Raw genomic sequence first — 13009 nt, forward strand, 5'->3', positions numbered from 1 at the left:
TCAGGAACCCGCAATGACATCCACGAAAGTCCTGGATTACTTCGCCAGCCTCGTGGCGGACGAAGACGGCATTCCGCTCACGGAAACCGCCCTCTCCATCGCCCAGGACGCCTACCCGGACCTCGACCTGCAAGCCGAACTCGCCGCGCTGGATGTGCTGGCCATGCGGCTCAAGCGGCGGATCGCCGAAGGCACTCCGGCCATTCAGCGCCTGCGCCTGCTCAATCATTTCTTCTACCGCGACCTGGGTTTCGGCGCCAACGCCAACGACTACTACGACCCCGACAACTCGTACCTGAACGTGGTGGTCAGGCAGCGCCGGGGCATCCCGATTTCGCTGGCGGTGCTGTACATGGAGCTGGGCCAGCAGATCGGCCTTCCTCTCAAGGGCGTGTCGTTCCCCAACCATTTCCTGGTGCGGATGTCGATTCCGGCCGGCGAAGTGGTGCTCGATCCGCTGACCGGCGAGACCCTATCCAAGGAACAGTTGCAGGAGATGCTGGACCCCTACCTCGAACGGGAGGGCATTTCGGACCCGAACCAGGTCCCGCTGGGGCTGTTCCTGCAGATGGCCAGCCACCGCGAGATCATTGCCCGCATGCTGCGCAACCTGAAGGCGATCTACCTGCAGGAATCGCGCTGGCAGCGCTTGCTGGCCGTGCAGAACCGCCTGGTGATCCTGTTGCCGAACTCGATCGAGGAAGTGCGCGACCGAGGCCTGGCCTATGCCAACCTGGAATGCTTCCGGCCGGCGCTGGAAGACCTGGAAGCCTACCTCCAGGCCCGCCCCGATGCGGCCGACACGACCCAGATCCGGGATCGCATGCCGGCCCTGCGGATGATGAGCCGCAGCCTCAACTAGTGATTGTCGGCGGATGCGCGGGTCTTGCCGCGCACCAGCTTCCACAACCCGCCCAGCACCAGCGGCACCACCGCCGCGCCGATCCCCGCCAGCACGATCAGGTTCAGGTACTGCTTGATGAACGGCAGGTTGCCGAAGAAGTAGCCCGCGAACACCAGGCCGAACACCCAGGCCACCGCGCCGATCAGGTTGAACATCTGGAAGCGCGCAAACGTCATCTGCGACACCCCGGCCACGAACGGCGCAAAGGTCCGCACGATCGGGATGAAACGCGCCATCACCAGCGTCTTGCCGCCGTGACGTTCATAGAAGTCATGCGTCTTGCGCAGCGCGCGCTGGTCCAGGAAACGCCATTGATGGTCAAACACCTTGGGCCCGATCCAGCTGCCCACAAAATAGTTGACCGTGTTTCCGGTCACGGCGGCCACCAGCAGCAGCCCCGCCAGCATCCATTCGTTCATCGCGCCCGTGGCGCACATCGCGCCGGCGATAAACAGGAGCGAATCGCCCGGCAGGAATGGCAGCACCACCAGGCCCGTCTCGGCAAATACGATCGCGAACAGGATGCCGTACACCCAGACGCCGTAGTCCTGGACGAACTGGCCAAGGAATTTGTCGACGTGCAGGACCATGTCGATCAGTTGCAATGCGGTATCCAAATCTGTCCCCAATCCAAGAAGGTCTTCATCATACAAGAGCGCCCGGGCGTAGCCGTCACCCTGGCCGGTTCGCTGTGCCGAAAACGTGTCCGGCCGCACGTATAATCGCCGAATGCCTGCAGACGCCCACCGCACCGCCCAGCCCAGCCGCCCGATCCGTCCCCTGCCGGACCAGTTGATCAGCCAGATCGCCGCCGGCGAAGTGGTGGAGCGGCCGGCCTCGGTCGTCAAAGAACTGCTGGAAAACGCACTCGATGCCGGCGCCACGCAGCTTGGCATCCGGCTGGAGGAAGGCGGCGTGCGGCGTATTGTCATCACCGACAACGGCTGCGGCATTCCGGCCGACGAACTGCCCGTCGCCCTGATGCGCCACGCCACCAGCAAGATCGCCTCGCTCGACGAACTGGAGTCCGTGCTGACGCTCGGCTTCCGCGGCGAGGCACTGGCCTCGATCGCGTCCGTTTCCCATCTCGTGCTGACCAGCCGCACGGCCGACGCAGCCCACGCCACGCAGGTCAGCGCAGACACCGGCCACCTGCAACCCGCCTCCGGCGGCGTCGGCACGATGATCGACGTGCAGCACCTGTACTTCAACACGCCGGCGCGCCGAAAGTTCCTGAAATCGGAACAAACCGAGCTGGGCCACTGCCTGGAGATGATCCGGCGAGCGGCCCTGGCGCGGCCCGACGTCACGATTTCCGTCCACCATAACGGCAAGCCGCTCGAGCACTGGAATGCCGGCGACGTCGCCGCACGCACGGCGCAGGTGCTCGGCGGCGATTTCTCCCGCGCCCGGCTGCCGCTGGACGAGGAAGCCGGCACGCTGCATCTGTATGGCTTTGCCGGCCTGCCCACGGCTTCGCGCGGGCGGCCCGACCAGCAATACTTCTTCGTCAACGGCCGCTTCGTGCGCGACAAGCTGCTCACCCATGCGGTGCGCAGCGCGTACCAGGATGTGCTCCACGGCGACCGCTTCCCGTCGTACGTGCTGTGCCTGGACCTGCCGCCCGAAATGGTCGACGTGAACGTGCATCCGTCCAAGATCGAGGTGCGCTTCCGCGAATCGCGCGCGGTGCACCAGTTTGTCTATCACGCGGTGCAACGCTGCCTGGCGCGCCAGGCCGGCGAACAGGGCGACAGCCTGCATACGGACGGTGAGGCGATGGCCGCGGCACGTCCCGCCTTCGACGGCGCGCGCCCCGGTGGTGTGCCTGGGGCCGCCCCGCAATGGATCAACTATTCCGCTGGCCGCCAGACCGAACTCGGCATCGCCCAGCCCCGTCAGGCGTATCTGGGCATGGTGCGCGATGCCACTGGCGACGCCGATGGCGGCACGCGCCCGTGGCAGCCCGCCGCGCGGCCGCCCGCCTGGCTGGCTGACGCGCAGGCCGCCCGTGCCGATGAACCGCCCAGCCTGCTGGACAGTTTGCCGGCGCGCACGGCGTCGCCGTTCAACGATGCCGCCGAAGACGCGAGCGACGCCGACCACCCGCTCGGTTACGCCGTGGCCCAGTTGCATGGCATCTACGTGCTGGCTCAGAACGCGCGCGGGCTTGTGCTGGTCGACATGCACGCGGCCCACGAACGCATCCTCTACGAACAGATCAAGACCGCGCTCGACGCCCGCGAACTGGCCGTCCAGCCGCTGCTGATTCCGGTCACGCTGCCCGCCAACCCGGTGGAGATCGGCGCGGCCGAGGAGCATCAGGCAACGCTGCAGTTGCTCGGTTTCGATATCGCCCCGGTTTCGCCGACCACCCTGGCCGTGCGCGCCATCCCGGCCCTGCTCCGGCAAGCCGACGCCGAGGCGCTGGCCCGCGACGTGCTGCGCGACTTGCAGGCCTACGGCGGCTCGCGCGTGCTGGCCGAGCGCCAGAACGAACTGCTGGCGACACTGGCCTGCCATAGCGCCGTACGCGCCAATCGCAAGCTCACGCTGGAAGAGATGAACGCGCTGCTGCGCCAGATGGAGCAAACCGAGCGTGCGGACCAATGCAACCACGGCCGTCCGACCTGGGTGCAACTGACGGTGGCGGAGCTGGACCGCCTGTTCCTGCGCGGCCAATAAGCGTCGCCAAATAAGCGTCGCCAGATAGGGGTCGCAAACAGGCGGCACCGACACGCGCCACAAGCGCGCACGGCTAACAAGCGCGGCCAGCATATCCGGCCGGCCAGCGGCGATCCCCAGGCACGGTCAACCACAAGCGTCACGATGTCCCTGCAATCCTCCTCATCCGATCACCCGCCGGTCGTCTGCCTGCTGGGCCCGACCGCCTCCGGCAAGACGGCCGCCGCGCTGGCGCTGGCTGCGCGTACGCCCGTCGAAATCATCAGCCTGGACTCCGCGCTGGTCTATCGCGAGATGGACATTGGCACCGCCAAGCCGACGGCGGCCGAACTGGCCAGCGTGCCCCACCATCTGATCGACATCATCGATCCGGCCGACAGCTATTCGGCGGCGCAATTCGTGACCGATGCGGAGCGGCTGATCGTGGAGATCCGCACCCGGGGCCGCACGCCGCTGATCGTCGGTGGCACGATGCTGTACTACAAGGCGCTGACGCAGGGCCTGAACGACCTGCCGCAGGCGGATGCGGCGGTGCGCGCGGAACTCGATGCGCTGGCGGCGGAGCGCGGCTGGCCGGCATTGCACGCGATGCTGGCCGGGGTCGATCCCGTGACGGCGGCACGGCTGGCGCCGAACGACGCGCAGCGTATCCAGCGCGCGCTGGAAATCCACCGCCTGACCGGCCAGCCGATGTCCGCCCTGCTCGTCCGCCAGGCCGACGCCCGCACGTTCACCGGCGCCGCGGACGCGCGCTTCCGCGTGATCGCGCTGGAGCCTTCGGATCGCGCGGTGCTGCACACCCGTATCGCCGACCGCTTCGATGCCATGCTGTCCGGCGGCCTGATCGGGGAAGTGGAACGCCTGCGCGCGCGCGGCGACCTGAATCCGGGCCTGCCGTCGATCCGCTGCGTGGGCTATCGGCAAGTGTGGGAATACCTCGATGGCGACTGTGACTACGCCACGATGCGCGAGCGCGGCATTGCGGCAACCCGCCAGCTCTGCAAGCGGCAGCTGACCTGGCTGCGCAGCACGCCCGAGCGTCTGGCCGTGGACTGCCTGGCGCCCGACTACGTCGCGCAGGTCGCGCGCGCCGCGGGATGGTGAAGACCGACGCATCGACGCACGATGGTGAGCGTGCGAGGAGATAAGAGAGGTGAGCGCGCGAGGCATCGACGATAATCGTCGTTCCGACTGATCCCCGCATCGCCCCATGACCGCCACAGCCTTCACGATCCGCCCCGCCACGCCGGCCGACAGCGAGACGCTGTTCCGCCTGATCCACGCATTGGCCGAGTACGAAAAGCTGACGCACCTGGTCGAAGCCACGCCGCAGAAAATCGGCGACGCACTGTTTGGCCCGCGCCCGCATGCCGAGGCTGTGCTCGTGGAAGTGGACGCCGACGGCAGCAAGCAGGCCGTTGGCTTTGCCCTCTTCTTCCACAATTTCTCAACGTTCCTGGCCAAGCCGGGGCTGTACCTCGAAGACCTGTTCGTCGATCCCGCCTGGCGCGGCCATGGGCTGGGCAAGGCGCTGCTTCGGCATCTGGCGGCGATTGCCGTGGAACGCGGCTGTGGCCGCTTTGAATGGTCGGTGCTGGACTGGAACCAGCCGTCGATCGATTTCTACCGGGCGATGGGCGCCGACGTGATGCCTGACTGGCGCATCTGCCGGGTCACCGGCGACGCATTGACGCAACTGGGCCGGCCGGATTAAGCCGACGACGCGCCAATAAAAAAACGCCCGATGCATGACATCGGGCGTTCTCTTTTGTCGACGCGGACGGCGCGTGGCGCACCGCCGATCCATGCTCAGGCCATCAGACCACCACGGTCTGCGCCTGGCCTTCCTCGCGTTCCTTGATCTCGCCGATCTGCCACACGGCCTCGCCGGCCGCTTGCAGGTGGCGAATCGCGCGTTCGGCGTCTTCCTTGGCGACGATCACGACCATGCCGATGCCGCAGTTGAACACGCGGTGCATCTCGGCATCGGCCACACGGCCTTGCGCCTGCAGCCACTGGAACAGCGGCGGCAGCGTCCAGGCGTCCTGGCGGATCACGGCGGTGACGTTGTCGGCCAGCACGCGCGGCACGTTCTCGGTCAGGCCACCGCCGGTGATGTGGGCCATGCCCTTGACCGGCAGCGTCTCGATCAGCGACAGCAGCGGCTTCACGTAGATCCGCGTCGGCGCCATGATGGCGTCCTGCAGGCGCTGGCCGTGGAAATCGGCGTTCAGGTCCGGCTTGGCGACCTCGATGATCTTGCGCACCAGCGAATAGCCATTGGAGTGGGCGCCCGACGAGGCCAGGCCCAGCACCACGTCGCCCGGGACGATCGTGCTGCCGTCGATGATCTTGCGCTTTTCCACCGCGCCGACCGCAAAGCCGGCCAGGTCGTACTCGCCGTCCGGGTACATGCTCGGCATTTCGGCGGTCTCGCCGCCGATCAGCGCGCAGCCGGCCAGTTCGCAACCGCGGGCGATGCCCTGGATCACGGTGGCGGCGGTGTCCACGTCCAGCTTGCCGCAAGCGAAGTAGTCGAGGAAGAACAGCGGCTCGGCACCCTGCACCAGGATGTCGTTGACGCTCATGGCCACCAGGTCCTGGCCCACGGTGTCGTGGCGGTTCAGCTGGAAGGCCAGCTTGAGCTTGGTGCCAACGCCGTCCGTGCCGGACACCAGAACCGGTTCCTGGTACTTCTTCGACAGTTCGAACAGCGCGCCAAACCCGCCGATACCGGCCATCACGCCCTCGCGCATGGTGCGCTTGGCAAACGGCTTGATGCGGTCGACCAGCGCGTCGCCGGCATCGATGTCAACACCGGCGTCGCGGTAGGAAAGGCCTGCCTGGCCGGCGGTCGGGGATGCGCTCATGAGATCCTGCTTGTCTTTGAGGAGGTGAAGTGTGGTATCCGGCGCTCGACGAAGGCACCTTGGGCGCGAACCGGGGCGGCATACATCGATATAAGCCGCCGGATCGGGCGCGGAGTGCGGGCGCGAGTCCAGTAGAATCGCAATTTTAACGGATACAGGCTCCCGGCTACCAGTTTTGCGGCCATTCCCTGCCAGCGGACCGCCAACTGCCCGCCCCGGACCCTATCGATGAACGCCCCCCTGCTCTCGCAAGATTCCAAACGTATCCTGCTCTGGATCGTCGTGGCCGCGGGCCTGTTCGCCACCATCGTGGCGCTGGCGCCCGTGCTCACGCCGTTCCTGTTCGCCTTTATCTTCGCGTACATCCTCACGCCCGGCGTGGATTGGCTGCAGCGCCACCGCGTGCCGCGCGCCATCGGCGTGGCGCTGATGATCGGGCTGCTGGCGGTGATCCTGGTGTTGCTGGTGCTGCTGCTGATTGCCGTGCTCCAGCGCGAAATTCCGCAGGTGCGCGAGCAATTGCCGATCCTGTTGCAGAAGCTCAACAAACTGGTGGCTCCGCGCCTGGCGGAGCTTGGCGTGCGCGTGCGCTTTGACTTTCCGGGCCTGCGCAACATGCTGCAGGACCGCTTTGCGGCCAGCCCGGAAGACCTGCTGCAGGTGTTGCTGGCGTACGCCAAGGTCTCCGGCTCGGCGCTGATCAGCGTCGCCGGGATGCTGTTCATCATCCCCATCGTCATGTTCTACCTGATGATGGACTGGCACATGGTCATGCGGCGCATCGAGCGCCTGGTGCCGCGCCGCTGGGTGCCGAAGGTGCGCGAGCTGTCCAACGAGACCGATGCGCTGCTGTCGCAATACCTGCGCGGCCAGATCCTGGTGATGGTGATCTTGGCGGCGCTTTATGCGATCGGCCTGACCATCGCCGGATTCGAAGTGGGCGTGCCGGTGGGCGTGTTCACCGGGCTGGCCGTGTTCATCCCCTACATTGGCTTCGGGCTGGGCCTGGCGCTGGCGATCCTGGCCGCGCTGCTGCAGTTCGGCAACTGGTACGGGCTCGGTGCCGTCGCGGTGGTATACGGCATCGGCCAGTTCGTGGAAAGCTTCTACCTGACGCCGCGCCTGGTCGGCGAGCGCATCGGGCTGCACCCGCTGGTGGTGATCTTTGCCCTGCTGGCGTTCGGGCAGCTGTTTGGCTTCTTCGGGGTGCTGCTGGCGCTGCCGACCTGTGCCGTACTGCTGGTCGGCGCCCGTCAGGTGCGGCGCGTTTATATGGCCAGCGATCTGTATCGAAACTGAGGCGTGCCTCGCGCAAGTAACGAATCCGTCATGTCATCGCGTCAAAAGCAGCTCTCTCTCGAACTTGGCAGCCCGCCGCCGTCCACGTTCGAGAATTTCTATGTGGCCGCCAACCGCGAGCCGGTGCAGCGCCTGCGCGAACTGCCGGGCCTGATCGCTCAGGAGCACGCCACCGACCGGCTGATCTACCTGTGGGGCGAGGTCGGCTCCGGCCGCACTCACCTGCTGCATGCGGTCTGCGACGCGGCGCTGCATACCGGCCTGAACTGCCGCTACCTGAGCCCGCACCACGCGCTGTCCGATTTCATCTTCGACCCGTCCTGCCAGCTTTACACCGTCGACGACGTGGAATTGCTGGACGAGGCGCGCCAGATCGCGGTGTTCTCGCTGTACAACGAAGTCCGCGCGCACGTCCGGACCGCCCTTGTCGTGGCGGGCGGCCTGGCGCCGCGAGCCATGCCCGTGCGTGAAGATCTGCGCACACGGCTGGGCTGGGGCCTGGTCTACCAGGTCGCATCCCTGTCCGATGACGACAAGGTGGCGGCGCTGCTACAGGCCGCGCGCGAGCGCGGGCTGCAGTTATCGCCTGAAATCCCGCACTGGCTGGTGACGCGCCACTACCGCGACATGCCGAGCCTGATGGCCTTGCTCGATGCCCTGGACACCTATTCGCTGGAGCGCAAGCGTGCCGTCACGCTGCCGCTGCTGCGCGAGATGTTCGCCGAATTCCGGGAATAAGCGTCCGCCCCCTGATACCCGCATTTGCGCCTGATCCTGGCAAAAAACCCGCTCCACGTGCGCCCGGGCCCCTTTATCGGCCCTGGCCGCCCGGACCGCCCCCTGAACGTCATGTAAAATCGCCGCCCATGAATCTGGCACTGTTTGACCTCGACCACACCCTGATCCCCACCGACAGCGACCACGAATGGGGCCGCTTCCTGGTCCGCATGGGCGTTGTCGACGAGGAATCCTATCGCCGCAAGAACGACGAGTTCTATGGCCAATACAAGGCGGGCACCCTGGATATCCAGGCGTTCCTGCGCTTTGCGCTGGCGCCGCTGGCCGCCAATCCTCGCGATCGCCTGGACGAGTGGCGCAGCCGCTTCATGCGCGAGGTTATCGACCCCGTCATCACCCCGCAGGCCCGGGCACTGGTCTACAAGCACCTGGAAGCCGGCGACCTGTGCGCGGTGGTCACCGCCACCAACAGCTTTGTCACGGCGCCGATCGCGCAGGCCTTCGGCATCAAGCACCTGATCGCCACGGAGCCCGCCACGCTGGACGGCAAGGCCGAGAGCGCCTTCACGGGCGAGGTCTTCGGCGTGCCGAGCTTCCGCGAGGGCAAGATCACCCGCGTGGAGAGCTGGCTCAAGAGCCTGGGCGCCAAGTGGGAAGACTTCGGGACCACGACGTTCTACAGCGATTCCGCCAACGACCTGCCGCTGCTGGAAAAGGTCAGCGAGCCGATCGCCGCCAACCCCGACGACCGCCTGCGCCACCATGCGGCCGCGGCCGGCTGGCGCATCATGGACCTGTTCTGACGTGATCAAGAAGCTCATCAACCGGCTGCTCGGCAAACCTGGCCCGAAGCAGCGTCGCACCGGGCGCGCGCATGCGCCGCGCATCGTCGGCGTGGACGAACACCAGATCGACCCTACGCTGATCTCGCGCAACGCCGTCAAGGTCACCTCCACGCTGCAGCAGGCCGGCTTCCAGGCCTTCATCGTGGGCGGCGCCGTGCGCGACCTGCTGGTAGGCATCAAGCCCAAGGACTTCGACGTGGCGACCAACGCCACGCCCGACCAGGTGCAGGCGCTGTTCCGCCGCTCGCGCATCATCGGCCGGCGCTTCCAGATCGTGCACGTGACGTTCTACGGTGGGCGGGAGCAGGAGATCATCGAGGTCTCCACGTTCCGCGCACTGGTCGACGCAATCGCCAGCGAGACGCTGCCCGAGGGCCGCCGCCTGAAGCGCGCCGAACTCGACACCAAGACCCATGCGATCGACGCCAGCGGCCGCGTGCTGCGCGACAACGTGTGGGGATCGCAGGCGGAAGACGCGGAGCGCCGCGACTTCACCATCAACGCGATGTACTACGATCCCGCCGCGCAAACCGTGCATGACTACCATCACGGCATGGAAGACATCCGCGCGCGCACGCTGCGCATGATCGGCGACCCGCTCACGCGCTACCGTGAAGATCCGGTGCGGATGCTGCGCGTGGTGCGCTTCGCGGCCAAGACCGGTTTCTCGATCGATGAGGCCACGCGCGAGCCCATCGCCGGGCTGGCCACGCTGATCCACAACGTGCCAAGCGCGCGCCTGTTCGACGAAATGCTCAAGCTGCTGATGTCCGGCCACGCCTGGGCATCGCTGCAGGAACTGCGCAAGGCGGGCCTGCACAAGGGCCTGCTGCCGCTGCTCGACGTGGCGCTGGAACAGCCGATGGGCCAGCGCTTCGTGCAACTGGCGCTGGACAACACCGACCGCCGCGTGCAGGCCGGCAAGCCGGTTTCGCCAGGCTTCCTGTTTGCGGCGTTGCTGTGGCACCACGTGCTGCAACGCTGGAACAAGCAGCGCGACGAAGGCGAGCATCCGATCGCCGCGCTCAATACGGCCATGGACATGGTGCTGGAAAAGCAGACTGGCCAACTGGCCATCCAGCGCCGCTTCGTGACCGACATGCGCGATATCTGGGGCATGCAGCCGCGCTTCGAGAAGCGCGTGGGCCGCATGCCATTCCGCCTGCTGGAATCGCCCCGCTTCCGCGCGGGTTACGACTTCCTGCAACTGCGCTGCGAATCCGGCGAACAACCGGCCGAACTGGGCCAGTGGTGGACCGATTTCCAGAACGCGCCGCCCGAGGAGCGTGAGGACCTGATCGACGCCGTTCGCCAGACACGCGGCAAGGGCGGCCCGGAGGGCCAGGGCGGGCCCGATGGCGAGGGCCCGGCGCGCAAGAAGCGCCGTCGGCGCAGTCCGCGGAAATCAGATAAAGTTTCTTCCCGGGGCGACACGGACGCGGCAGGAGGGGGTCAGGCCGCAGACCAGTCCGGCCGCGCCCAGCCGGAGGAATAACATGACACTGGCCTACATCGGTATCGGCGCCAATCTTGGCGACGCCCGCCAGGCTTTGAAGGATGCCATCGTGTGCCTGGCCCAGCAGGTCGGCATCACGGTGGCCGCCAAGTCTTCGTTCTATCGCACCGCGCCGGTCGACGCCACCGGCGGGGACTACTTCAATGCCGTCGTCAGGATCGAGACGTCCTTCACGGCATTGCAGTTGCTGCGCATCTGTCACCACATCGAAGACCAGTTCGGCCGCGAGCGCCCGTTCCGCAACGCGCCGCGCACGCTGGACCTGGACGTGCTGCTCTTCGGCGCGGAAACCATCAATACCGAGCACCTCACGGTGCCACATCCCCGCATCACCGAACGCGCATTCGTGCTCGTGCCGCTGATCGAACTCGATGCCAGCCTCGCCATCCCGGGCCGCGGCCCCGCCGCCAGTTTCCTGGCCGGCGTGCAGGACCAGCGCATCGAGAAATTCTCCTCATGCAAGTGTTCGCGCCTGCAGGAAGGCGGCACTCAGGCATGATGGCAACGCGCCACGCCTGACCCATGCTCGATCATCTGCGCCGCATCGTCGTCGAAGGCCCTGTCGGCTCGGGCAAGAGCGCGCTGGCCCAACGGCTCGCACAATACCTGCACGCGGGCGAACTGCCCGACGGCGCGCGCCACAACCCCTTCCTCGAACGCTTCTACCGCGAGCCGCAGCGCTATGCCCTGCCGATGCAGCTGGCCTGCCTCAACCAGCGCGCCACGCAGCTTGCGCAGTGGCACGCCGCGCTGCTTGCCAGCCAGCGCATGGTCACCAACTTCCTCTACGCGCGCGATCGCCTGTACGCCTCGCTGACGCTCGAGGAAGACGAACTCGCCCTCTACGATGCGCTCGTCGCCCGCATGCAGCTGCCCGCCCAGCGCGTGGACCTGGTCATCATGCTGCAGGCCACGCCCTCGCTGCTGCGCGAACGCATCGCGCGCCGCGGCCTGGCGGGCGAAGCCAATATCGACGAGCACTACCTGCAGCGCCTGACGGAAGCGTACGGCGAACTGTTCCATCGCTACGACGACGCACCGGTGCTGATCGTGGACACGGCACGTTTCAATCCGGTGGACAACGACGGCGATTTCCGTACACTACTGTCGCGCATCGAGAACATGCGGGGCCGCAAGGCCTTCCTGAATCTCGCGGCGCCCTGAACGCCTCAGGCCCAGGCAGCACAACACGATAACGACAGCGGTCGCCGCCGGAACCGATTCCGGGAGGCCACCGCCGGCCGCACCGCCGCGCCCGGCCTTCTTCCGGCGTCCTGATGCCGATGAATGCCACGCGCAGCACGGCCGTCACATCCACGGGCACTGCCATGAGTTACCTCCTCGATCCCTCCCGCAAGACCGTCACCATTCCCAAACTGCAGGCCATGCGCGCCGCCGACGAGAAAATCGTCATGCTGACCGCGTACGACTCCAGCTTCGCCGCGTTGCTCGACTACTGCGGCGTGGAAGTCATCCTGGTCGGCGATTCGCTCGGCAACGTGATGCAGGGCCAGCAGACCACGCTGCCGGTGACGCTGGACCATATGGTCTATCACACCGAATGCGTGGCGCGCGGCAACCAGACCGCGCTGCTGGTATCGGACCTGCCCTTCGGCACCTACCCGACCCCGGAGCGCGCATTCGAGAGCGCCGCGGCGCTGATGCGCGCCGGCGCGCAGATGGTCAAGCTGGAAGGCGGCGACTGGCTGGCCCCGACCGTGAAATTCCTGGTGGAGCGCAGCATCCCGGTGTGCGCCCACATCGGCCTGACGCCGCAGTCCGTGCACGCGCTGGGCGGCTTCAAGGTCCAGGGCAAGACCGACGAGGGCGCGGCCCAGCTCAAGCGCGACGCACTGGCGCTGCAGGCCGCGGGCGCGCAACTGATCGTGATGGAGGCGGTGCCGGCCACGCTGGCCGCCGAGGTGACGGCCCAGCTGACGATTCCGACCATCGGCATCGGCGCGGGTGTGGAATGCTCCGGCCAAGTGCTGGTGCTGCAGGACATGATCAACATCTACCCGGGCCGCAAGGCCAAGTTCGTGCGCAACTTCATGGAGGGCCAGACCTCGGTCGAAGCTGCCGTGCGCGCTTATGTGGCCGCGGTGAAGGACCGCAGCTTCCCGGCGGCGGAACACACGTTCTCGGCCTGAGC

Annotated in this window: 13 protein-coding genes; 11 read left to right on the forward strand and 2 right to left on the reverse strand. The window is 66.8% G+C overall.

Annotation, left to right across the window (positions count from 1 at the left end):
• Positions 1-13: 13 nt before the first annotated feature.
• Positions 14-862: a SirB1 family protein gene (locus BLR29_RS05650; protein WP_092135212.1), complete on the forward strand. Its 849-nt coding sequence runs from the start codon at positions 14-16 to the stop codon at positions 860-862.
• Here BLR29_RS05650 and BLR29_RS05655 read toward each other — a convergent pair.
• Positions 859-1509, reverse strand: a complete 651-nt coding sequence (locus BLR29_RS05655; protein ID WP_255371094.1) for a VTT domain-containing protein — start codon at positions 1507-1509, stop codon at positions 859-861. The two genes, BLR29_RS05650 and BLR29_RS05655, sit on opposite strands and share 4 nt — an antisense overlap.
• Before the next feature lie 124 nt (positions 1510-1633).
• Between BLR29_RS05655 and mutL the strand changes: the two genes are divergently transcribed.
• From mutL to BLR29_RS05670, 3 genes are all read left to right on the forward strand, one after another.
• Positions 1634-3589: a DNA mismatch repair endonuclease MutL gene (mutL, locus tag BLR29_RS05660; protein WP_092135215.1), complete on the forward strand. Its 1956-nt coding sequence runs from the start codon at positions 1634-1636 to the stop codon at positions 3587-3589.
• A 144-nt stretch (positions 3590-3733) separates the two neighbouring features.
• Positions 3734-4693: a tRNA (adenosine(37)-N6)-dimethylallyltransferase MiaA gene (gene miaA, locus BLR29_RS05665; RefSeq protein ID WP_092135217.1), complete on the forward strand. Its 960-nt coding sequence runs from the start codon at positions 3734-3736 to the stop codon at positions 4691-4693.
• Positions 4694-4799: 106 nt separating this feature from the next.
• On the forward strand, positions 4800-5303 hold the full coding sequence (locus BLR29_RS05670; RefSeq protein WP_092135218.1) for a GNAT family N-acetyltransferase: 504 nt from the start codon (positions 4800-4802) through the stop codon (positions 5301-5303).
• Between the two features lie 103 nt (positions 5304-5406).
• On the opposite strand, the gene purM is transcribed toward BLR29_RS05670, so the two are convergent.
• The gene (purM, locus tag BLR29_RS05675) at positions 5407-6459 is read right to left on the reverse strand and encodes a phosphoribosylformylglycinamidine cyclo-ligase (protein WP_092135220.1); all 1053 of its coding nucleotides are present in this window, start codon (positions 6457-6459) and stop codon (positions 5407-5409) included.
• Positions 6460-6687: 228 nt separating this feature from the next.
• On the opposite strand from purM, the gene BLR29_RS05680 reads away from it, so the two are divergent.
• The 7 genes from BLR29_RS05680 to panB all read left to right on the forward strand — a co-directional run bounded on the left by BLR29_RS05680 (position 6688) and on the right by panB (position 13007).
• On the forward strand, positions 6688-7758 hold the full coding sequence (locus tag BLR29_RS05680; RefSeq protein ID WP_092135221.1) for an AI-2E family transporter: 1071 nt from the start codon (positions 6688-6690) through the stop codon (positions 7756-7758).
• Between the two features lie 30 nt (positions 7759-7788).
• Positions 7789-8496: a DnaA regulatory inactivator Hda gene (gene hda, locus BLR29_RS05685; RefSeq protein ID WP_092135223.1), complete on the forward strand. Its 708-nt coding sequence runs from the start codon at positions 7789-7791 to the stop codon at positions 8494-8496.
• Positions 8497-8624: 128 nt separating this feature from the next.
• Positions 8625-9299, forward strand: coding sequence for a histidinol-phosphatase (locus BLR29_RS05690; RefSeq protein WP_092135224.1), 675 nt, complete (start codon positions 8625-8627; stop codon positions 9297-9299).
• A gap of 1 nt (position 9300) precedes the next feature.
• Positions 9301-10836, forward strand: a complete 1536-nt coding sequence (gene pcnB / locus BLR29_RS05695; RefSeq protein WP_092135226.1) for a polynucleotide adenylyltransferase PcnB — start codon at positions 9301-9303, stop codon at positions 10834-10836.
• A 1-nt stretch (position 10837) separates the two neighbouring features.
• Positions 10838-11356 carry a 2-amino-4-hydroxy-6-hydroxymethyldihydropteridine diphosphokinase gene (gene folK, locus BLR29_RS05700; protein ID WP_092135227.1) on the forward strand — a complete coding sequence of 173 codons (519 nt, stop codon included), beginning with the start codon at positions 10838-10840 and terminating at the stop codon, positions 11354-11356.
• 23 nt (positions 11357-11379) lie between these two features.
• Positions 11380-12021, forward strand: a complete 642-nt coding sequence (locus BLR29_RS05705) for a deoxynucleoside kinase (RefSeq protein ID WP_092135229.1) — start codon at positions 11380-11382, stop codon at positions 12019-12021.
• A 164-nt stretch (positions 12022-12185) separates the two neighbouring features.
• A complete protein-coding gene (gene panB, locus BLR29_RS05710) occupies positions 12186-13007 on the forward strand; it encodes a 3-methyl-2-oxobutanoate hydroxymethyltransferase (protein ID WP_092135495.1) in 822 nt (273 codons plus the stop codon).
• Positions 13008-13009 lie beyond the last annotated feature (2 nt).

Source organism: Cupriavidus sp. YR651, from assembly GCF_900101625.1.
Classification (GTDB): Bacteria; Pseudomonadota; Gammaproteobacteria; order Burkholderiales; family Burkholderiaceae; genus Cupriavidus.